The following is a 20,608-nucleotide window of genomic DNA, read 5'->3' as shown; positions in this document are numbered from 1 at the left end:
TTCTCATTAATCATACGAATGCTATCCTTCTCCGATTGGAGGAGGATGAACCATGACAGCTGCGATGATCGCGCACCTTGACGACGACGGGCATTCCGGGGAGCCGGTGACAGCACCGCGCCCGGAGGCAGACGCCGCCACACTGCGGGGCATTGTCCTGCGCCTGGCCGAAGAAGCCTCCACCCTCGGCGTCGACCTCGTCGATATCGCCGGCGCCATTCAGGATGTCGCCGGCATTTCCAAGCGCCATGCGGTCACCTTCGACGGCATCACCCGGACAGCGCTGTCCATCGCCGAAACCAATAGGGACGTAGCCTCCACCCTTCGCGAGACCGACCAGACGGCCGGCGAAGCGCGCCGCATGCTGACCGACAGCGCCACGCGCCTGACCGGCGCCGTCGACAAGATCGACCACATGGTCTCGACGTCGGAAGAGATCGGCACCGAGATCGGCAGCTTCTCCCAGTCGCTCGCCGAGGTCGACAAGGTCGCCGAGGAGATCGGCACGATCGCCCGCCAGACCAACCTTCTCGCCTTGAATGCCGCCATCGAGGCGGCAAGGGCAGGGGAAGCCGGCAAGGGCTTCGCCGTCGTCGCCGCAGAAGTGCGCGCGCTGGCACTTCAGACCTCCCAGGCCACCGGCGCCATCCAGGAAACCCTCAATCAGATTCGCGTCAAGATCGTTCGCCTGACCGATGCCGGCCGGGGTGCCACCGCCAGCGCCCGCGACGTGCGCGAGACCTCGCAGGCCATGAACAATTCCTTCTCCGCCATGGAGCAGGTCATCACCCGCATTCTCGACGGTTCCTCGGCCATGGCCCAGACGACCGACCAGGTTGACCGCCAGTGCTCGGAATTCGTCGCCACCTTGAGCGACATGTCCGCGGAAGTCCGCCAGTCCGACCACCACTTGCAGCAAACCGCTGGCCGCGTCGACAAGGTCGTGGCGCTCTCCGAAACCCTGATCCAGCTGACCGCAAGTGCCGGCATCCGCACCGCCGACAGCGACTGGATCGACACCGCCGTTGATGTCGCCGCCCGCATTGCCCAGGTCTTCCAGCAGGCGATCGACAGCGGCCGCATCAGAACCAGCGACCTCTTCGATCGCAACTACCGCCCGATCCCCGGCACCGATCCGGTGCAGATGATGACGGCCTTCACCGATTTCACCGATCAGGTTCTGCCCGCCATCATCGAACCGATTGCGGCCTCGTCAGACCGCATCGGCTTCTGCGCCGCCATCGACGAAAACGGCTACCTGCCGACCCACAACAAGAAGTTCTCCGCGCCGCAGCGCCCGGGCGACACGGTCTGGAATACGGCCAACTGCCGCAACCGCCGCATCTTCAACGACCGCGTCGGCCTCGCCGCCGGCCGCTCCACCGCCCCCTTCCTCGTCCAGACCTACCGCCGCGACATGGGCGGCGGCAATTTTGTCCTGATGAAAGACATCTCCGCCCCGATCTTCGTGGCAGGGCGCCATTGGGGCGGGTTGCGACTGGCCGTGAAGGTGTGAGGCTTGGCTTCACGCCTTGTGTCATGTGCCGTATGTCCGCGTTTGCGCAATTCGGATAAGTTGCCTACATCCCTGGGTTGTGAGACATTGCGCCCGCGAGACTGTTGGAGCTTGGCGATGTCGCGGAGTGATGATGAGCGCGGAAGGCTCGACATGCTTTTTGGGCCCGCTCTTCCTGCCGGTGGAAACGGTATCCAGCCCCACGAGATGTCCTTCTCTCCGCGAAGCCGTCAGAAGCTCGACCAGAGATCTGCTGTAGGCCTCGCGGAATATCTTGCGCAGCTATCAGATCTGCACCTCAGTAACCTATTCCCAGAGATCTTCCATTTGCTTTGGATTGTCGACGAAGACGGTGACCTGTGGTTTTCCGTTGAGGAAGTCATTGATGGAAGCGGCGCAACCATTGGCATCCTTCCAAAGTCAGTCCAAGCCCGTCCGCTCAACTTGCAGAAGCTGGGACACCCGACACTGATCGGCGATCAACTCAAGCTGGCCCGCATCGGCGGAGAGCTGGTTTTAGATCCGGATGATCCGGATGGCAGCGGTCGGACCTTCTGTCTCACCAACGCTTCCGGACGATATGGTTTGCGACCCGGGCAACGCATTGAGCATCTTCAGGCTGTCGCTAGTAAATTCGCAGAGAATGGCCTACATTTCTGGCTAGACTTCCAGACACCTCGATACTGACAGGGTAGTTATGGTTGACATCGCGAACATGCGTCCTTCCCTTCTCCGGAAGTTGCATGAGAACCTGGCCGATCCGGACTACGCGGAGGAAGTCCTTGCGAGTCTAGCCAGTTATCTGGCGAGTGCGGCCCCAGATGGCGGTGTGGATTCTGATCGGCTCTACGTCGTCGGTCTACAGCTCAGCAATGCGAGGGTCTGGGACTTTCTCCAGCCCGCGGATGTCATGAGACGCGCAGGCCAGATCTCATCGGAGGTGCTTCTCACCTTCACATCAGGCATGCCGGATGCGGTTGCCCGATCTTTTCTTGAAATGCGTGTGCGCGACGCGGCCGAGTAAAAGGCGAACTGCGGCTGCGATGTCGGCGCTTTGAACACCCCTTCCCACCCTCGACGCCACCCCCGCATTCCCCTAGAACGTCCCAATGCGCATCCGCTCCGACATCTTCGTCTCCGCACTCACCCGCCGCGTCTTCTCTGACGGCGGCTATGCGGCGATCGTCGCCAAGGGCTCGGAAGCATCGGGTGCCATCTTCGTGCGCCAGCGCTTTCGCGATGGCCTGGAGACGCTGTATGGCCCAGCACCGCAGGCCATGATCGGCGAGGGGGATCGCGACGACCGCATCTTCGAGCCGCGCCTGACGCGCTCCGAACCCGAGGCCGTCGAGGCGCTGATTGCCCGCGAGCAGAAATTCGACAGTGATCTCTGGCTGGTTGAAATCGAGGTGGAGGATCTCGGGACCTACATCACCCTGACAGATCAGCAGGATTGACGGCCGCGTCGGCCATCGCATGCACCCTCCCCTTGAGGGGGAGGGTTGGCGCAAAGCGCCGGGGTGGGGTGGCCACCGCGCCGACAGCGGCCCAGGTCGACCACCATCGCTCGACTGCCTGAAGCCTGTGCCTTACCGCTTGCGCGCGCGCAGCACCTGGCGCCCATGCTCGTCGCCCACCGGCTGGCGCTTGGGCGAGACCTGGTTGGCCGCAGCAAGCGGGGTGACGGCTGAGGCCGTCTCGCGCCCGCCGGCATCGCGCGGCTCGACCGGCAGTTCCTCGCCAGCAAAGGTGTAGCGGTCGGCGCGGACCCAGCTATCGATCCGGGCCTCGGCCTGATCCGGATCCAGGCTGAACAGCAGGTTTTCCGCCCGGCTCGCATCATTCTCCCGCCGTGCGAGATGCGGATAGATGTGTTCGAGGATGAAGATCGCCTCGCGTTCGTCCATGGCAACGCCTGAAAGCGTCGTGGCAAGCTGCCGGCCGGAAATGTCGAGCAGGATGCGCTCGGCAAGCCAACGGCTGGAGGACAGCATGTCGGCCAGCGTCGCGGCAAAGAAGCCGCCGTCATGGGCCCGCGCAAAGCGAACGAGAAGCGCCGTCTGCACCGGCGTCGCCTGGCGACGACCAAGCCGGTCGCTGGCCGCCGGGCGTTGCTGAGCGGCCATGCGCTTGATGGTCTGGCGCAGCGCCTCTTCCCGCGCCACAGGCTCTGGTACGGTCTTCTGGGGGGCAAACGCACCCGACAGATCACTCATCTCGAGATCCGCCATCACCTTGTCGAAGCTCGACGGGGCAGTCTTTTGCGGTGGCTCGACCTTGACCTCTTCCGCCTTTGCCTTTTCCGGGCGCGGCGGCAGCGCATGGCGCAACGACACCAGCGCATCGATCACGGTCGGCGACAACCGCTCACGCTTGACGATCGCGCGGGCATGATCGGCGCCTTGCGTGCGGGCAATCATGATCAGCATGTCGTCCGAGAGCGCAGGCGAGGCAGCAAGGAAGGGTGCGGCGATCGAAATGGGCTGTGAGGCGATGAAGGCCGCGACCGAAAGCGGCAGGCTCGGGCTCTGCGAAAGAGCCGCCACGGCCTCGCGCCGGGCTTCCATGGACGACCCTGCAAACAGCGGCTGGAACAGCTCGGCAAATTGTCGGAGCTCCGACTTGCCGGGGAAGGAGAGCGCCTGGAAACTCGTGACCGTGGCCATCAGAACGACATCCTTGTTCCGCGCGCCGGCCGGCCTCTCAAGCTCCCTGAACTGTTCGCTCACGACTACCCACTCCAACGCAATACAGATGTGCGCCAGATTAGAACGAATTTGTTAGCAAGCTGTTAACTAACCTATGGCTTCTTGTGCACAGGCGGATGGCCAAGACAGACGATTCGCCGCATGTTTCCGATATTAGGCATATGCGTACCCCGTTTCGTGGGGTGAACCGCGACAGGGGGAACGCGTCGGAGAAAGGCGCAGATGACCCGGTGCGTGTGAGACTTTCCGCAGCATGAACCGGATTGTGCCGGCCCTCGTAAGTGGAGGGCAGGGCGAGATGACCCTCTCGACCCTCTCGATCTTTCTTCTCGAAAGGAGACGAGCATGGCGGATATCATCAGGATTTCGGACCGGCTGAACCTCGCGCGCCGCACGGTCCGCACGGGCGGCCACAAGGCTGAGATCCTCTTCTTCACCGGCATTCGCTACGAGCGGCTGGACCCCAACGCCATCTGGCCACGGGTGGAACTGCCGACCCTGCCGGCATTGCCTGCCCCGCAAGGCCCCTTATTCGGCCCCGGACGCCGGCCCTACTGAAGAGTTGGGATGCCGCTCCGAGCGCTGTCTGACCCCTGTCCGTCTGCGGGATCAAGCAAGACCGCGCGCGTGTCAAAGGCTTGGCGTGCCATACCTCATCGCAGCAGAATCCGGTTGTCTCGCCCGCGTTCAGCACAATCTTTGGACGTCGTCGAAGTCATTCACGGAGTATCAATTACTTTTATAACATACAATAAACAAAGAAATTGCGGTATGTCGCTGCAATGCCTCCAGGCCCTGCTTCAGGTCCTGTATCCCGCGGAGCCCCGCTGACCTAAATGCTGGTGAAGATTGCCAAGGACCGCATCCGCAAGGGCATGTTCGTTGAGAGCGTTGCCTGTCCCAGCCGGGAATTTGCACAACGCCGTTTTCTCATCAAGACCGATGCCGAGCTGAACGACATCATGGCAACCTCTGCCGTCGAGGTGTCGATCAATGTGCTGCTGGGCCTCGATCCGGACGGCCGCGCTCCCGAGGCTCGACCATCAAAATCGAAGTCCGATCGGGCCCGTGCCGAGGTCCGCAACGAAATCTCCCAATCGGCCAAGGCGCTGAAGACCAGCCTCGGCGATCTCGTCGCCGGCCGCTCCGTCGATATGGCGCATCTGACCCAGGCCGCGGAAAACAATGCCGGCATTTGGTCCGATAGCACGGTCGTTGCGCTCGAAGTCACACGGCTGAAGAGCAAGGACGAAACGACCTATGTGCATTCGCTGGCGGTGAGCGGCATGATGACGCTTCTGGCGCGCTCGCTCGAGATGGATGAAGAAACCACGGGCATCCTCGGTGTCGCCGGCATGCTGCACGATATCGGCAAGCTGCTCATCCCAAGCGAGATCCTGACCAAGCCCGGCAAGCTCACCGATCAGGAACGCATCGTCATCCGCAATCATCCCGAAGCCGGGTATCGGCTGCTCCAGTCCTATCCGGACCTGCCGCCCGTCGTCCTCGATATCTGCCGCCTGCATCACGAAGCGCTCGATGGCTCCGGCTATCCCCTGGGTCTGAAGCAGAAGGATCTAAGTGTGCCGGTCCGGCTCAGCACCGTCTGCGATGTCTTCGAGGCACTGACGTCAGTCCGGCCCTACAAGCGCCCCTGGACATCGACGGAAGCGCTGGACTGGATGTTCGCGAGACCGCATTTCTTCGATCGCAAGATGGTCATCCGCCTCGGCAGCGTCATCGCCGATGCGCCGCTACACTAAGCTCCAGCCTTGATCAGCGCCCGGTGAACGGCAGGCATTCGGCATCCGCCAGAAAGCCTTTCGCATCCGCCTCGTAGCTTTCCTGCGGGGCAAGCACCCTCAGCACCACATAGCCTTCCGTTCCCGGATGCTCGACAAGGATCGTCTCGGCAAGTGCCGCAATCGGCGTCTTTCGAAGCTGCGCCACCTGCACCGGTGTTGCCACCAGCACATCGAGATCGCCCGCGACCGAGGTGCGATCGTTCATCGAAAACACCTCATTGGCATCCCGGTCGTAAAGCGCGACCGACCAGAAATCCACGCCGCCCCCCAGCGCCACGAGCGACAGCGGCTGACGCTCGATGTCGAAATGGCAGACCGCGACCCGGAGATACGGATCGAGGCTGGAAAGCCCGGCCGTATCCGGCGCTGCCGAAAGCGGATGGAAGACGAAGGGCACGCCTTCCGACGTCACCCGGGTATAGGCGTCGCGACCAGTGAAATGCGGGACGCCGAGAATGATGATGATGTGCAGCAGCACGGCGCCGAAAAGACCGGTCAGAACGGCATAGAGAAACTTGCTCATTGGCCGCACCCAATCTGCTCGATCACGGGCATGGAGAGCCCCGACAGACCCGTGGAGGCCGCAGCCGGCGTATCGAGCAGCGTCAGCACCAGCTGGAAGGCCCCGGCATCGGGGATGGCAAGCCAATTCCCGGCTTTTGCCGTGCGCGAGATCACGATGTCAAAGGACCCGTCGCGACGCCGCAGAACCGTCTGCGAATTCTTCGCTGTCGGCAGTTCGGCACCAGCATTGAGCCGATTTCCATCGGCATCCGCCGCGTAAAGCGTCCAGAGCCGGGTTGCGGGCGTGCGCCCGCTCATGCGGTAGGAACAGGTCCCCGTCAGCGTCAGCCCCTGGGCATCCCGCGCGGCAGTAAACTGCAAACCTTCCGCCGAGCCATAAAGCAGCCGCCCGCCTTTTGCCCGATGCGCCTTGGCATAAGGATCCGCCGAAGCCGTCTGCGCCGCCGGAAACGCCCGCCATCCCGCCACCTCGATAGCCCCGAAACCAACCGACGCATTCAGCATCGAAAGCGCCGACAGGATCCCGCCGGCAAAGGCGATGATCAGCGCAGTGGCGACGATGAGCGGAACACGAAACACGGGCGGGACGAAACCTTGAGAACACGGGCGCAAGACGCCAGGCGGCAGTGCCCGAGGGGTATCACTGATTCGGGAGTGAGGGAAGTTTGGGGGTGTGGGGGAGGGGGATCTTGACGCAGGTTGCGTGGCGGATAGCCTTCGAAAGGCAACTATCCAAGCGAGCATATTGGAAAGGCTGGAGAGGGAAGTTGTCGAGAGTTTTGCAGTTGGTCCTCTGGACGTTTTTGGTCGTGGCCCTGGGCCTCGTGGCGCTGCTGATATGGTCTGGACTGGGTGTCAACGAATGGATTGACCTTTGCGCCGACGAAACCTCAGGACGCTATATCTTTGACGAGGCAAAGCGTCGCGCGAAGTGTGAGTGAACTTCGTGGCCAGAACCTCACCCCAGTATTCCGATCCCATGCTTCTCCACGATCGCAAGAAGCTTCAACGCCGGGCCGCTCGGACGTTTCGAGCCGTTTTCCCATTTCTGCACGGTGGAGGGGCTGATGTTGAGATAGCGGGCGAAGACCGGCTGGCTCACATGGTTGCGCTCACGCAGAGCCTTGATCGCTTCGGGGGGCATCGGATCGGGAGACACGAGACATGTCTCGTCAAAGCGACGCATCGTCTGCTTGTCGATCGTTCCGGCATCCATCATGCCGGTCACGGCGCTGTGGATAGCCTCGAAAGCGTCCGACTTATAGGCTCTTCTGACTGTCATGGCAGATTTCCGTTATTGCTCCGCTGGCTAGTTCCCCTGCGAAAATGCAACCATAAGTGATTTCGAGGGGCTGGCAACAGCCCCTCATCCGCCTGCCGGCACCTTCTCCCCGCACGCGGGGAGAAGGCCGAGATCGAGACAGCTTGTTCCACCCTCTCCCCGCCTGCGGGGAGAGGGCAGGGTGAGGGGCATTTCTGAGCATGAGAGCGCGTTTTCGGTGCAAGCTGGCTTAACACCCCGCCGCCAACGCCGCGCAGGAGGCGCGCCCGATACGCCCAATTGAAGTTCGATCTCGGAGGATGACACGCCGCGGAACATGGTGTTTCTTGGAGACATAACAGAAAAATCCATTTCGCTGGTTCCAGCGCCACTGTCCAAGTTTCACGTAAGGTAATTTCATGCGTCTATTGGCAGCTTACCGCAGTCGCCATCCCGCCTGGGCGGCATTCATCAGCCTGCTTCTGTCTCCCGCATTGGGGATGTTCTATCTGGCAAGAGGCTGGCTGGGTTTGATCTATGGCGCAATCGGCATCCTTCTCGCCTATGCGCTGCCTTTTGTGCTTTCCTACCAGGCGATCGACTATCCGCTCTGGATGTCGGTTCTTGTGGTGGTTGTTTATCGCATCGCAGCAAGCGTCCATGTGTATGTCGTGGCGTCACGCCAGCCGCCGCGCGCCCGCTATCCCTGGTACGCCCGGTTCTACAACTGGATCCTGCTCTTCTGGCTGGCCCCACTGCTTCTCGCTTTGCTCGTGCGCAATCTTCTGCTCCAGCCCGTCACCATACAGTCCGGTTCCATGCGACCCGCGCTGCAGTCCGGCGATTATTTCTTCGCGGAAAAGCTGACATATGGGCTCGGCCGATACTCCATCATCTTCGGGCTCGGACCGGAGCCGCGTTGGGGCGGTCGTTTGCCGCAGAGAGGCGAGATCATCAGCTTTGCCTATCCGCCGGATCCGACGACCAGCTATGTCAAGCGCGTCATCGGCCTGCCCGGGGACCGGGTCGAACTGCGTGGCGGAAGACTGTATCTGAACGGCGCGATGGTCGATCGCCAGCCGCTTGCGAATTCGACCATCCCGTTAGAGGCTGGCGAAACGCTCTACATGGAACATCTTCCCGACGGTTTGGCCTATCCGATCATCGAGACAAATGACGTCTCGAGGGGTGACGATACGGTCGAATGGCTGGTTCCTGCCGGGCACTACTTTGTCATGGGAGACAACCGTGACAACAGTCTGGACAGCCGTTTTGACTTGGGCTTCGTCCCGGAGGCAAACATCGAGGCAAGGCCACTTGTCATCGTCGCCAACAAGACGGACCCACAACGATGGTGGCTGCCGGTGCGCTGATAGACCTTCGCGCTACCACGCATCCAGCTAAAGGCCTCCAAGAAACGGAGCCTGGCGGACCCTTAACCCCGAGAGCCCTACCGCAAAACCCCCGCCGCCAGCGCCCGCTGGATCCCGCGCACATCCGTGCCCTTCTTGAGGGTCTTGGTCACTGGATCATGCGCGCCGGAAACCCAGATCTTCAACTCGCTGTCGAGATCGAAGGTGCCAGCGGTTTCGACGGAGAAGCGGGTGATCGCCCGGTAGGGCACCGACATATAATCCACCTTGGAGCCGGTGATGCCCTGCACGTCGATCAGGATCAGCCGCTTGTCGGTGAAGACGAAGACATCGCGGATGACCTTGAAGGCAAGCGAAACCTGCTCGCCGTCGATCAACACGCCGTCCAGGCGTTTGGCGAGATCACCCGGGTCGACGCTCGATCCATGGCCCAGCAATCCGTCGAACAGTCCCATCGTCATCCTCCTGTGGTGTCGAAGCGGAGATGGGGAGGGCGCGCGAAGCCGTCAAGACCGGTTCGGCCGTCCATTCCCCATCCTTCCGCTCAGCCCACCCGCTCGTAAAACGCCTCGATCGTCGCGACTTCCACTCCGAGCTTCGTTAGCGACGCATGCACGCTCATATGTTTGTCGTCATGCAGGATGAACCAGTCGTCGAAGCCGAAACGGGTCTTTGCACCGTCTGCATCCGGCACGTCGCGGGCATATTGCCAGCGGAAGGCAGAGCCTGCCTGTTCGCCCTCGGCCACGCCGTCGATCAGGGTTTCGCGCCCCTCGTAGCGGTTCTCCTCGCGCTTGAGGATCGTCCAGGTCAGGGTGTCGGAATGGCCGTCATCGAAGAAATAGTCCTCCGTCAGAGACAGGACGTTTGCCTCCGGGTCGAAACGCCCGCGGGCGTCGATGGTAAAGCGGTTCTGGAAGCCGCCGAGCCGGCCGATGGTCACGCCCCAGCCGCGCAGCGTGCCGGAAAAGAACTCCTCCAGAATGAACCTGGGCTCTCTGTTTGCAAAATCCTCGAGTTTCACGGCATCTCTCCTGGGTTGGGTGTGACGGCATAAACACGGGGGCTGCGGCTGAGGTTCCCTGAAGCCGGAACACACCGCTTTCCCCCTTACCCTTTTCCCCGCGCCGCGCTATCTGGTCGTCAGACAACCAATCTCTGAGGAGGATCACCATGGGCAAGCGGATCGTGTTTACCGGCGGCAGCGGCAAGGCGGGGCGCCATGTCGTGCCTTACCTCCTGGACAAGGGCCACAAAGTGCTCAACGTCGACCGCGCCGTGCTCGACGTGCCGGGCGTGCACACGCTGCTCACCGACGTCACGGATCCGGGCGAAGTCTTCAACGCGCTGTCCTGCCATTTCGGCTATGACGGTTATGAAGAGGCGGGCGGCCCGAACCCGGTCGATGCGGTCGTGCATTTCGCCGCCGTCCCGCGCATCCTCATGCATCCCGACAACAAGACCTTCGCCGAAAACACCGTCTCGACCTACAACGTCATCGAGGCGGCCGCCAAGCTCGGCATCAGGAAGGTGATCATCGCCTCGTCGGAAACCACCTATGGCGTCTGCTTTGCCGAAGGCGACAAGGACTACCACGAATTTCCGCTGACCGAAGACTACGACACCGACCCGATGGATAGCTACGGCCTCTCCAAGGTCGTCAACGAAAAGACGGCGCGCGCCTTCGCCATGCGCTACGGCATCGACGTCTATGCGCTCCGCATCGGCAATGTCATCGCGCCCGAAGATTACGCCGCTTTCCCCGGCTATCTTGCCGATCCGCCATGCCGCAAGCGCAATGCCTGGTCCTATATCGACGCCCGCGACCTCGGCCAGATCGTCGACCTCTGCGTGGCGAAGGACGGCCTCGGCTTCCAGGTCTTCAACGCCGTCAACGACACGATTACGGCGACCGTACCCACCCGCGAATTCCTGGCCAAATGGGCGCCGAACACGCCGATCACGGGCGATCTCGACGGCTTTGCAGCCCCGCTTTCCAACGCCAAGATCCGCGATGTCCTAGGCTTCAAGGAAGAGCACGACTGGCGCAAATATGTGAAGGTCTGAGGCCTCAAGGGGATCTAGTCTCGCTCACTCGAATGTCAGCCGCCCGGTTCCGACCGGGCGGAATTCAGCCGGCGTGGCCTCACCGCGCTTCCCCCAGAACGCCCGGCGTTTGGCCTGCAATTTTTGACTGGAAAAATCCAAAAAGACCCAACCGGCGCGGGTATTTCTGTATATAAGGACATTCGAAACCCCTGCATTAGCGGGGGTGCGTCAGTGGATCGGGGGGAGCCTTGGCGGAGCGCCGTATGCAGATTGCCAATGTCGCGCAAAGTGAGATGCGCGGCCAGAACTTCGTCACCTTCGACGTGGCGATGAACGGGCATCTGATTGCCACGGTCGACGCGCCGCTGCTCTCCGGCCGCATCCTCTGGTCGCATGCCGCCATTCATGGCTTCCGCGATTTCGACAGCCGCGAGAAGGTCCTTCTGGAGGCGGAGGTCGACCGGGTGCTCGCACCGCGCGCGCCACCGTCTGGTGACGCCGAACGGCGTCACTGAATCCGCCAATCCGCGCCTTCAGGCATTCCAGCGCGGCAGCTGGGTGGCGACCGCAATCGCGATGGCCAACGAACAGATCGTCGCCAGGATGAAGGCCAGAAGAAAAAGTGCGCCGGCTTTCACAAAGCCGATCCCGAGATCTTGCCGAAACCAGCGAAGCTGCGCCTGACCATACCAGAGGATGGCGATCGCGAGCGCCAACACGCCAAGCTCCAGCCCCCGCCCGCCTGGCATGGCGAGCAGATCAACCGCCAATCCGACAAGGAAGACAAAGGGAGCGGCCACATAGCACTGGCTGAAGAAGGGCGGCCGGAGCGTCGATCGCGTGACCGGCACCCGCCTTTGCTTGAGCAGGATCACCGCCATCGCCATCGGAAAGATCCCAAAGATCACGCCGCGCGCGATCAGCAGGTTGGAAGTCGAATGCGTCAGCGCCGCCACCTCGGCAGAGGCCGCACTCGTCGACGGAAAGGCCGTCGACAAGGCCTGCGAGAGGAGAAGTGTGATCAACAGGAAAAGCGGCGGGCTCACCGTATCGTCATACTGGTCCTCCAGCCGATCGCTGAGCTCGATATCCGCATAGCGCATCATGCTGAGCGGCCGCGTCAGCGCCCGCCAGAAGGTGAGGGGATAGAAGACCAGCCAGGAGACGAGCTCATAGAGCAACTCCTCCAGCGACTTCAGCAGCCTCATGAAATCCATGCGTTTTCCTCGATAGGGACCACCCCGCCAACACATCCGGGCACGGCAAGGTTCAGCCTCTGACGATGCCAGCCGTGGCAGCCCGGCGCAAGCCACCCACCTGCCGCTTGAGGGGGAGGTCGCGCGGTACGCGCGGATGGGGGTGACCCCGATCGAGCCAGCCGCAAGGGTCACCCCACCCCGGAGCTTTGCTCCGACCCTCCCCCTCAAGGGGAGGGTGGATGCCCGCCATCCGAGCGACCGATCATCTTCGCCAAGGTGACGCAGACGGCGGCCACCCACCTCCCCCTTGAGGGGGGAGGTCGCGCGGCACGCGCGGGTGGGGGTGACCCCGGTCGCAGTCCGCCCCCACGGATCATCCCACCCCCACCTCCAAGGGGAGGGCGAACCCGGCCCTTGAGAATCACCCCACCCCCTGCCAGTGTCGCGCGGTCGCAATGCCACCGGAGACCCGATGCTCGTACTCTTCCGCAAGACGCCGATCCTCGGCGCGCTTCTGGCCCAGGTCGTGGCCCTGCCGGTGGTGGCGGCCGTCACTGCGCCGTTGTCGACCTCGGTGGAGCGCCTGCCGCTGATCGCGATTGCCCTTGTCCTGCAGGGCCTGATTGCCGCCGGCATCACGCGGGTTCTGGGTCTCGCCAGGTGGTGGCTCCTGATCGCCTTCCTCTTTCCACTCGCCATGGGCTCCGCCTTCCTCATCGGCAATCTGCCGGCCTGGCCTTTCGGTCTTGCTTTCCTCGTGTTGGCGCTGGTCTTTTCCAACACCACGCGCGGCCGCGTGCCGCTCTACCTCACCAACCGCGAGACCGCCTCGGTGCTGACGGACATGATGCGCGACCGAGGCTCGACCCGCGTGCTCGATCTCGGCTGCGGGCTGGGCGGTGTGGTCCGCGCACTTGATGGCGAGGGCAGGCGGGTGCGCGGGGTGGAAAACGCCCCCGCCGTCTATCTCGCCGCACGCCTTCTCTCCGTCCTCACCGGCAAGGGCGAGATCCGCCGCGGCGACCTCTGGAAGACGGATGTCTCACAGGAAGACATCGTCTACGCCTTCCTGTCACCAGCGGCCATGGCGGCGCTGTGGCAAAAGCTCTCCACCGAGATGAAACCCGGCAGCCTCTTCGTCTCCAACAGTTTTGCCGTGCCGGATATCGACCCGGACGAGATCTGGGAACTGTCGGACAGCCGCAAGACAAGGCTCTTCCTTTATCCGATCGGCGAGGCGAAGGAGGTATGAGGTTTTGCCTTCTCGCCTCGGGCGGGGTAGCCTTGCCTAAGGCCGGATGAGGGGCAGGGTACGCCAAGCTTGGCGGTATGCGGCACCGTTGGCGCTTCAGGTTTGCGGCTTCCGGCACCTCAGTGCGGATCAACTTGACCCGAAGCCGGCCGCGTCCAGCATGGCGCGAAGCTCTGTTTCTGTCGCCTGTTCCAGAGACAGCAGGCCGAGATAGGCATCGCCCTCTTGACCCAGCGCGGTCCAGAAGGCCGGTTCGGTCTTAATGCTCTGTCGGCGCAGCGCCTGAATGGCGCTTTTGAACCCGTCTCCGCCGAGCGCCAGCAGCCGCTGTTCCATCTCGAAATGGCGCCACCCGAACTGCTCGGCGACAGGCAGGGGGCTGGCGAAGATTTCGAAATCCCACCCGCATGCTCGAAACGTCGCAATCACAGGCCGGTCCTTCGATACCCACTGCCAGATGCGAAAGCCGCTCATCTCGCCATAGGACCGCAGCACATCGGCAACAAAGGCCTCGGCATCTGCTGCACAGCAGAGAATGTCGATGTCGCTGGTCTCGACCTCAACCCCGAGCGGCGGGGTGCCCGCGATATGCGGATCATAGGCCGCAAGGGTCTTGAGGATGCCGATCTGTTGCACGGCAGTCTGATAATCGGTCCGTGACACTGAAGGATCCCGTAACATGATCGACTTTGCTACCCATTGCCGGCTGTAGAGCGCATCAAGCTGGGTCCGTCTAATGTCTGGCTGAGATGATTGCCAGACACCAGCAGACTGCCTGTGCCGGCAACAATTCGGCGGCATCAGATCGACCCGAGATAATATCCGATGGCCTCTTCCAACTCGGTTTCCTCATAGCCGAAGTGGGAGCGCACGACCTCTTCCAGTTTTCGGAATGTGTTTCCGGCCTGAATGAAATTTGCCTCCGAGGGCGTCTCCGCCAATGCATCTGCCGCACGAGCCAGGCGGATGATCAACTCATGGACGACCTCGTGCTCCTCCTTCAGCTTTGCCACAATTTCGCGAAACCTGCCGCCACCCGCGGCCTCGATGCGGGGAAACATGTCGGCGCTTTCAATGTCGTGGTGAAACTTGAGCACGTGGCACTCACGGCCGCAAAGCGATCCGAACGCGCGAAAATTCTCAGCCATATCGAGTGAAAGCACGAGCTGCTTGAGATGTTCAGGCGGGGCATCCCGCGCTTCAATCCTCTGAAGGATCGCACCGATTTGGCCCATTTCTTTGAGATAATGACTATGGATAGCAGCGAGTTGTTGGCCTTGACGGCGATGTACTGTTGTTGCCTCCGGCACCGGCGGGGCCTTGGGGCGGGCTGCCTCATGCAAATTCAGGTCATCCAGCGGTAGGGTCGATATGTCGGTCATGGGGGCTGATATTGGCTTGTTGTAAGTCAAGTCAACGACCTACGCTTCGGGGCGGCATCGGATATCAGCAAACCGCACAATCTCACCGTTTGCACTGCCGACCCCGGCGGGTAAGCCAAACAGTCCGAAGTCACCTCGACGCATGCATCAGGCTCGGGCCCGCTCCAGCGCGCGACGGTTACGCCACCACGCGCTGCTCCTCATCCGGCACGCTCACACGCCAGCTGTTGCGGCCGTCGCCCTTGGCGGCGTAGAGCGCGCGGTCGGCAGCGTCCAGCAGGCGTTCGAAATCGCCCTCGTGCTGGATCGGCCCGCAGGCCGCACCCACGCTGATCGTGACATGCGCATTGCGGTCGCCCGTATAGGCGTGCGCGACGCCAAGCTGGCGGACGGCGCGGCGCAGGCTTTCGGCGAGCGCTGCTGCCGTATCAGGATCGGCATCCGCCATGATCGCCACGAATTCCTCGCCGCCATGGCGGGCGAGATGGGCTTCGATCGGTAGCGCTCGTCGCATGGCGCGCGCCACGCGCTTCAGGCAGTCGTCGCCGGCGCCATGACCATAGGCATCGTTATAGGCCTTGAAGTGGTCGACATCAGCCACCAGCAGCACCACGCGTCTCGCCGCATCCGGCGTCTCGGCCATCAACCGTGTGAGCTCCATCTCGGTGCCGCGGCGGTTTGACAGGCGGGTCAGCGGATCGGTGACGGACAGCCGGGCCAGATCCTTGTTCTGGCGGGAAAGTTCGCGTTTCAGCGCCTCGTTTTCTTCCATCTGCAGATGGCTGGTCAGCGCCTCCACCTCGAGCTGGTAGGAAACGAGTAGCGTCATGATGACGGTCGGCATGTAGACTGCCAGATGCTGGATCACATAGGAGGGCGTGGCACCCTCGATGAACCAGATCGCCGAATAATTCAGGCAGAAGGTGAAGATGCTGGCGCGCAGCGCCGGCCGGAAGGGCGAGGCGGCCGCAATGGTGATCGCCATCTGGAAACTCGTCGCGGCGTAGAAATAGGTGAGAACGCCCGGGCTCGAACTCGACACGAGGATCACGCACCAGCAAACATTGGCAAAGAGCGCCACGAGGATCGCGGCGATCTCCTTCTTCTCCACCGGATGGTCGGCACCGATATAGGCGAGAAGGCCGATGGCGATCGGCAGCATGACGCCGAAGCGCAGCGTCGCCGACAGCATGGTGACGTCGCCCAGCAACCAGAGATCGAAAAGAAAACAGCCGAGATAGAATACGAGGACACAGAACACGGCAGCACGCAACATTCGGCTACGCAGTGGGGCACGGGATTCCAGAAAGGCCGCATATTGCTCCACCGTAAGGCGGGGTCGTGCGGGAAGTCCGAGCCATCTCATCATGGATGTCCAATCACCGATTGAAATATGGGTCATTCGAAAACGAGGCCAAGCTAGGGGCGGCCCCCTTAATTTGGGGTGAAGGCCCTGTGCCAATACGAGAAATCATGGATGAACAAAGAGCCTATGGTGAATGAAAAGTAAATCTGCGCGCTAATCTGTGCGGTCGTCGCGCAAAGCTGTTTCAATTCAGGATGGTATTGGGTGTCCGGCGGCTTCGGCGGGGCATAACGGGCGCAAGGACAGCCGAATCAGACCTGTCGACGTCGCAAATCAGGGGCGGGCTCGTTACCCGCCCGTAAACCTGCAATTGTCTTAACGTGTGGTTGCGCCGGTCGTTTGCGGCTCGACGGTCGCCTGGGCGGTGCCGGCGGCGGGTGCGGCAAGCGCCTCCGCTGCTTTCAGCCGTGCGGCCATGTCGCGGATCAGCCGAGTCGATTGCGCCGAGAGCGAGCGCGGGCGCACCATCGGCGGCAGCGCATCCGGATTGGCGGCGTCGGCCACTTCAGGCTTTTCTTCCCGCTCCGGCATGGGCTGGTCGATGCCGAAGATCGGCTTCAGGTCGATGCCCTGATGGGCGTAATCCATCAGCTTCTTGAAGGTCATTGCCGGCAGCGAGCCACCGGTCATGTTGTTGGTCGAGGTATAGTCGTCATTGCCGAACCAGACGGCCGCCGTGTAGTTGCCGGTGTAACCGACGAACCAGGCATCGCGGTAAGCCTGCGTCGTGCCGGTCTTGCCGGCGGTCAAAACTCCGTCGACGGCGGCGCGCCGCGCCGTGCCGATATAGGGGATCTTGGTCATCATCTGGTTCATGTAGAGCGCGGCCTGCTCGGTCAGGATCTGCTCGGCCACGGGCGCGTCGCGCTCGAAGTCGTAGAGCACCTCGCCGGCATAATTGCTGATCTGGGCAATGCCGTGCCGGCGCGAGGCCTTGCCGCCGGCCGGCAGCACAGCATAGGCCGTTGCCTGGTCCATGACGGTCACTTCGGCGGTGCCGAGCGGAATGGTCACGTCCTTCTTGATCGGCGTCTCCACACCCATGGCCTTGGTGGTCTGGATGATGGCATCGATGCCGAACTTCTCCTTCGCGAGCCTGACCGGGATCGTGTTGATCGATTTCGCCAGCGCCGTTTCCATCGTCACCCGGCCGGAATAGCTGCGACCGTAATTCTGCGGGCTCCAGTTGCCCCAGGAGACGGGGCCGTCGGTCACGACAGTCTCGGGCGTATAGCCGTTCTCCATGGCAAGCGCGTAAGTGTACATCTTGAACGAAGAGCCCGGCTGACGCAGCGCCCGTGTGGCTCGGTTGAACTGGCTTTCGCCATAGTCCCGCCCGCCGACCATGGCCCGGACCGCGCCGCCGCCCTCGATCATGACAAGCGCGCCCTGGCGGACATTATAGCTCTCGCCATATTCGCGCAGCGACGAGGCAACCGCCTCTTCCGCCGCCTGCTGCAGGCCAAGATCGATCGTGGTGCGCACCACGAGCGTATGATCCTTGAAGCGGGCGGCAATCCGCTGCACTTCCTCAAACGCCCAGTCGAGGAAGAAGTCAGGCGCTTCCTTCTCGTCGCGGTCGATGACGGAGGCTGGGTTGCGACGCGCAGCCACCACCTGGCCCTCGGTCATCAGCCCGCTCTGCACCATGTTGGTGAGAACGTCATTGGCACGCGCACGGGCCGCCGGCAGGTTGACATGCGGCGCATATTTCGCCGGCGCCTTGAAGAGACCGGCCAGCATCGCGGCTTCCGCCAGCGTCACCTCGGTGATGTTCTTGCCGAAATAGAATTGCGACGCGGCCGCCGCGCCAAACGTGCCGCCGCCCATATAGGCGCGGTCGAGATAGAGCGACAGGATCTCTTTCTTCGAGAGGTTGGCCTCAAGCCAGAGCGCCAGATAAGCTTCCTTGATCTTGCGCTCGATCGACCGCTCATTGGTGAGGAAGAGGTTCTTCGCCAGCTGCTGCGTCAGCGTCGAGCCGCCCTGGACCACTTCGCCGGCCTTGGCATTCTCGCTCATGGCGCGGGCAAGGCCGAAGAAATCGATGCCGAAATGCTCGAAGAAGCGCCGGTCTTCGGTGGCCAGCACGGCTTTGACCAGATGGTCCGGCAGCTCGTCGACCGGCACGGAATTCTCATGAATGATGCCGCGATGGCCGATCGTGTTGCCGTAGCGATCAAGGAAGGTGACGGCGAAATTGTCGTGGTTGCGCCAGTCTTTCTTCGTCTCCTCGAAGGCCGGCTGGGCCAGCGCCAGCAGAACGACCATACCGGCCGTGCCGAGTGTCATCGCTTCGCCTGCAATCTCGAAGCCAAGCTTCTTCAGCCCCCGCACGCGGAAGCGGCGGAAGAAGATGCTGATCTCCTCCCAGGTCTCGGCCAGGTCATAGCCGGCATTCCACAGGGTGGAATCGAGCCAGCTGTCGATCTTGAGGAAGACGTGGCGCTTTAGCTTTTGCGGCTTTTGGGCCTTCGCCTCGGGCCGTGCGGAGGTTAGCCGATCGTCTCCGTCGGCAGCGCCCAGGCGCTCAACCGGGTCCAGATCGTCAGGCTTGTCGCTATCGGCCACCGTGGCTTTTCCCGAAAACTTGTTGTCCGCTCCCTTGACGCGCCCGCCGATTGGGATCAGGACCCAGGGGATCAAGGGGCATGTCGTCTTCCATGAGTGATGGGCGATTTGCCGCCAAAGAACAAGCGGTTTCACGGGCCATGGTGAACCCGGTCGAGGTGAGGGCGCGCTTTTGGCGATAAGCGTTGCACCCCTGCCACCGGCCCGAAGCGGGCAACCGCCGGGGCTGTGATCACAAAGCGCCAATGGCCCTGGAAACGACAGTCAGTTGAACGAGCCGATGACCGAACAACCCTTCTGGAAAACCAAGACGCTCGCCGAGATGAGCAATGCCGAATGGGAGAGCCTCTGCGACGGCTGCGGCCTCTGTTGTCTCAACAAGCTCGAGGACTGGGACACCGGCGAGGTCGTCTTCACCTCGGTTGCCTGTCGCCTGCTCGACGGCGACAGCTGTCGTTGCTCCGACTACGAAAACCGTCAGGCAACCGTGCCCGACTGCATCCAGCTGACGCTGCAGGGCCTGCGCGAAATCCAGTGGCTGCCGCCGACCTGCGGCTACCGCCTGATCGACGAAGGCCTCGACCTCTACTGGTGGCACCCGCTTGTCTCCGGCGACCCCGAAACCGTGCACCAGGCCGGCATCTCCGCCCGCGGCCGCACGATTTCCGAAGAGGGCCTCGATGTCGAAGATCTCGAGAATTACGTGGTAGACTGGCCCATGCATGTGGGTGAGGAGCGGCGGTAGGGATCTCGCAAGGGGTCGCTGTTGATGGTATGCTCAAGCTCTAAGGAGGTCTCTGTCATGTTGGCACTGTCATTGCCCGAAGAGCTGGATGCCCGTCTCGACGAACTCTCCCGCGCAACCGGTCAGAGCAAGGCCGCACTTGTGGAAGAGGCGATTGCAGCCCAGCTTGAGAGCCTTGAGAAAGCTGAGCTTGAAAAGGCGTCCCTGGAGGACTGGCTGCGCACGGACGGTGTTGCCGCATATGATCGGCTAAAGGCCGACCCTGACAGAGCGCTGGCGTTGGAGACTGTCCGCGAGCGCTTGGCCGCCCGACGCGAGGCGCGAGCCGCAAGGTGAGTTACACGCTTCGCTTTTCACCAGAGGCATTGCAGCAGCTTGAAGAGCTAGAAGACTACATCGCAGAAGCGTCATCTCCGCTTCGCGCCGCGAAATACATTGATGCCATCATCGACAACTGTGATCGTTTGACAGCCTTTCCCATTCGGGGCACTGCGCGCGACGATCTGCGCCCAGGTCTCAGAACAATCGGCTTCCGCCGCCGCGTGACGATCTTGTTCGAGGTCGGCCATGGGACCGTTGACATTGTCGGCATCTACTATGGCGGAAAGCAATTTGATCCCGGTTCAAGCTTAGACGTACCGGGCGCGGACGACGATCAATGACGTCCGTCACACGAGGTCAATCCTTGAGCCTTCCAGGATCGTTGGGGCCCTTCTATCACCCCCACAATTCCGGCCGCATCCACGCATCCGGCAGCACCAGTCGACCGACGAGATCATGCTCGGCGCCGTCAAGCCTCAGTTCCCGGCTTCCGCAGGTGCGTTGCCTGGGGCGTGCTAGACAGTGGGATAGGTTC

Annotated in this window: 24 protein-coding genes; 13 read left to right on the top strand and 11 right to left on the bottom strand. The window is 62.2% G+C overall.

Annotated features, from left to right (window positions below):
- Positions 1-52: 52 nt before the first annotated feature.
- The 4 genes from AC02Y0_RS12225 to AC02Y0_RS12210 all read left to right on the top strand — a co-directional run bounded on the left by AC02Y0_RS12225 (position 53) and on the right by AC02Y0_RS12210 (position 2,973).
- Positions 53-1,516 (top strand): methyl-accepting chemotaxis protein, encoded by a 1,464-nt coding sequence (locus AC02Y0_RS12225; protein WP_476379184.1) that lies wholly within the window; start codon positions 53-55, stop codon positions 1,514-1,516.
- A 117-nt stretch (positions 1,517-1,633) separates the two neighbouring features.
- Positions 1,634-2,203 (top strand): hypothetical protein, encoded by a 570-nt coding sequence (locus AC02Y0_RS12220; RefSeq protein WP_476379182.1) that lies wholly within the window; start codon positions 1,634-1,636, stop codon positions 2,201-2,203.
- 10 nt (positions 2,204-2,213) lie between these two features.
- The gene (locus AC02Y0_RS12215) at positions 2,214-2,540 is read left to right on the top strand and encodes a hypothetical protein (protein ID WP_476379181.1); all 327 of its coding nucleotides are present in this window, start codon (positions 2,214-2,216) and stop codon (positions 2,538-2,540) included.
- Positions 2,541-2,625: 85 nt separating this feature from the next.
- On the top strand, positions 2,626-2,973 hold the full coding sequence (locus tag AC02Y0_RS12210; RefSeq protein ID WP_444558732.1) for a DUF1491 family protein: 348 nt from the start codon (positions 2,626-2,628) through the stop codon (positions 2,971-2,973).
- 132 nt (positions 2,974-3,105) lie between these two features.
- Here AC02Y0_RS12210 and AC02Y0_RS12205 read toward each other — a convergent pair whose 3' ends face one another.
- Positions 3,106-4,245 (bottom strand): DUF2336 domain-containing protein, encoded by a 1,140-nt coding sequence (locus tag AC02Y0_RS12205; protein ID WP_476379180.1) that lies wholly within the window; start codon positions 4,243-4,245, stop codon positions 3,106-3,108.
- Between the two features lie 324 nt (positions 4,246-4,569).
- Between AC02Y0_RS12205 and AC02Y0_RS12200 the strand changes: the two genes are divergently transcribed.
- Both AC02Y0_RS12200 and AC02Y0_RS12195 read left to right on the top strand, forming a co-directional pair.
- The gene (locus AC02Y0_RS12200; protein ID WP_476379179.1) at positions 4,570-4,782 is read left to right on the top strand and encodes a hypothetical protein; all 213 of its coding nucleotides are present in this window, start codon (positions 4,570-4,572) and stop codon (positions 4,780-4,782) included.
- Between the two features lie 278 nt (positions 4,783-5,060).
- A complete protein-coding gene (locus AC02Y0_RS12195; RefSeq protein ID WP_476379178.1) occupies positions 5,061-5,987 on the top strand; it encodes an HD-GYP domain-containing protein in 927 nt (308 codons plus the stop codon).
- Between the two features lie 13 nt (positions 5,988-6,000).
- On the opposite strand, the gene AC02Y0_RS12190 is transcribed toward AC02Y0_RS12195, so the two are convergent.
- From AC02Y0_RS12190 to AC02Y0_RS12180, 3 genes are all read right to left on the bottom strand, one after another.
- Entirely contained in the window at positions 6,001-6,552 is a 552-nt protein-coding gene (locus AC02Y0_RS12190; protein ID WP_476379177.1) for a DUF1254 domain-containing protein, read from the bottom strand.
- The gene (locus AC02Y0_RS12185; protein WP_444558729.1) at positions 6,549-7,133 is read right to left on the bottom strand and encodes a DUF1214 domain-containing protein; all 585 of its coding nucleotides are present in this window, start codon (positions 7,131-7,133) and stop codon (positions 6,549-6,551) included. Before AC02Y0_RS12185 ends, AC02Y0_RS12190 begins: the two co-directional genes overlap by 4 nt.
- A gap of 379 nt (positions 7,134-7,512) precedes the next feature.
- The gene (locus AC02Y0_RS12180) at positions 7,513-7,836 is read right to left on the bottom strand and encodes a helix-turn-helix domain-containing protein (RefSeq protein WP_476379176.1); all 324 of its coding nucleotides are present in this window, start codon (positions 7,834-7,836) and stop codon (positions 7,513-7,515) included.
- 398 nt (positions 7,837-8,234) lie between these two features.
- Here AC02Y0_RS12180 and lepB point away from each other — a divergent pair, with 398 nt between their 5' ends.
- Positions 8,235-9,188 (top strand): signal peptidase I, encoded by a 954-nt coding sequence (lepB, locus tag AC02Y0_RS12175; protein WP_476379175.1) that lies wholly within the window; start codon positions 8,235-8,237, stop codon positions 9,186-9,188.
- A 77-nt stretch (positions 9,189-9,265) separates the two neighbouring features.
- Here lepB and AC02Y0_RS12170 read toward each other — a convergent pair whose 3' ends face one another.
- On the bottom strand, positions 9,266-9,643 hold the full coding sequence (locus AC02Y0_RS12170; protein ID WP_444558728.1) for a PH domain-containing protein: 378 nt from the start codon (positions 9,641-9,643) through the stop codon (positions 9,266-9,268).
- An 89-nt stretch (positions 9,644-9,732) separates the two neighbouring features.
- Positions 9,733-10,212 (bottom strand): DUF3833 family protein, encoded by a 480-nt coding sequence (locus AC02Y0_RS12165; protein ID WP_476379174.1) that lies wholly within the window; start codon positions 10,210-10,212, stop codon positions 9,733-9,735.
- Positions 10,213-10,361: 149 nt separating this feature from the next.
- On the opposite strand from AC02Y0_RS12165, the gene AC02Y0_RS12160 reads away from it, so the two are divergent.
- Both AC02Y0_RS12160 and AC02Y0_RS12155 read left to right on the top strand, forming a co-directional pair.
- The gene (locus AC02Y0_RS12160) at positions 10,362-11,255 is read left to right on the top strand and encodes an NAD-dependent epimerase/dehydratase family protein (protein ID WP_476379173.1); all 894 of its coding nucleotides are present in this window, start codon (positions 10,362-10,364) and stop codon (positions 11,253-11,255) included.
- Between the two features lie 245 nt (positions 11,256-11,500).
- Positions 11,501-11,752, top strand: a complete 252-nt coding sequence (locus AC02Y0_RS12155) for a hypothetical protein (RefSeq protein ID WP_476379172.1) — start codon at positions 11,501-11,503, stop codon at positions 11,750-11,752.
- 18 nt (positions 11,753-11,770) lie between these two features.
- On the opposite strand, the gene AC02Y0_RS12150 is transcribed toward AC02Y0_RS12155, so the two are convergent.
- Positions 11,771-12,454 (bottom strand): permease, encoded by a 684-nt coding sequence (locus AC02Y0_RS12150; protein ID WP_476379170.1) that lies wholly within the window; start codon positions 12,452-12,454, stop codon positions 11,771-11,773.
- Positions 12,455-12,908: 454 nt separating this feature from the next.
- On the opposite strand from AC02Y0_RS12150, the gene AC02Y0_RS12145 reads away from it, so the two are divergent.
- Positions 12,909-13,688, top strand: a complete 780-nt coding sequence (locus tag AC02Y0_RS12145; protein ID WP_476379168.1) for a class I SAM-dependent methyltransferase — start codon at positions 12,909-12,911, stop codon at positions 13,686-13,688.
- 129 nt (positions 13,689-13,817) lie between these two features.
- Here the strand turns inward: AC02Y0_RS12145 and AC02Y0_RS12140 are convergent, their stop codons facing one another.
- The 4 genes from AC02Y0_RS12140 to AC02Y0_RS12125 form a co-directional block, all read right to left on the bottom strand.
- Positions 13,818-14,351, bottom strand: coding sequence for a DUF4269 domain-containing protein (locus AC02Y0_RS12140; RefSeq protein ID WP_476379167.1), 534 nt, complete (start codon positions 14,349-14,351; stop codon positions 13,818-13,820).
- A gap of 137 nt (positions 14,352-14,488) precedes the next feature.
- On the bottom strand, positions 14,489-15,070 hold the full coding sequence (locus AC02Y0_RS12135; protein ID WP_476379166.1) for a hemerythrin domain-containing protein: 582 nt from the start codon (positions 15,068-15,070) through the stop codon (positions 14,489-14,491).
- 178 nt (positions 15,071-15,248) lie between these two features.
- Positions 15,249-16,439 carry a GGDEF domain-containing protein gene (locus AC02Y0_RS12130; protein ID WP_476379165.1) on the bottom strand — a complete coding sequence of 397 codons (1,191 nt, stop codon included), beginning with the start codon at positions 16,437-16,439 and terminating at the stop codon, positions 15,249-15,251.
- A 312-nt stretch (positions 16,440-16,751) separates the two neighbouring features.
- On the bottom strand, positions 16,752-19,007 hold the full coding sequence (locus AC02Y0_RS12125) for a transglycosylase domain-containing protein (RefSeq protein ID WP_476379164.1): 2,256 nt from the start codon (positions 19,005-19,007) through the stop codon (positions 16,752-16,754).
- A gap of 280 nt (positions 19,008-19,287) precedes the next feature.
- Between AC02Y0_RS12125 and AC02Y0_RS12120 the strand changes: the two genes are divergently transcribed.
- Genes AC02Y0_RS12120 through AC02Y0_RS12110 form a run of 3 tightly spaced genes read left to right on the top strand, consistent with a single transcriptional unit; the run spans position 19,288 to position 20,414 of the window.
- Positions 19,288-19,752 carry a YcgN family cysteine cluster protein gene (locus tag AC02Y0_RS12120; protein ID WP_102021729.1) on the top strand — a complete coding sequence of 155 codons (465 nt, stop codon included), beginning with the start codon at positions 19,288-19,290 and terminating at the stop codon, positions 19,750-19,752.
- A gap of 57 nt (positions 19,753-19,809) precedes the next feature.
- Positions 19,810-20,088 carry a ribbon-helix-helix protein, CopG family gene (locus tag AC02Y0_RS12115; RefSeq protein ID WP_476379163.1) on the top strand — a complete coding sequence of 93 codons (279 nt, stop codon included), beginning with the start codon at positions 19,810-19,812 and terminating at the stop codon, positions 20,086-20,088.
- Positions 20,085-20,414 (top strand): type II toxin-antitoxin system RelE/ParE family toxin, encoded by a 330-nt coding sequence (locus AC02Y0_RS12110; RefSeq protein WP_476379162.1) that lies wholly within the window; start codon positions 20,085-20,087, stop codon positions 20,412-20,414. Before AC02Y0_RS12115 ends, AC02Y0_RS12110 begins: the two co-directional genes overlap by 4 nt.
- Positions 20,415-20,608 lie beyond the last annotated feature (194 nt).

It is taken from the genome of Allorhizobium sp. nf9_anc, assembly GCF_056323085.1.
This window is presented reverse-complemented; position numbering and strand designations above follow the sequence as displayed.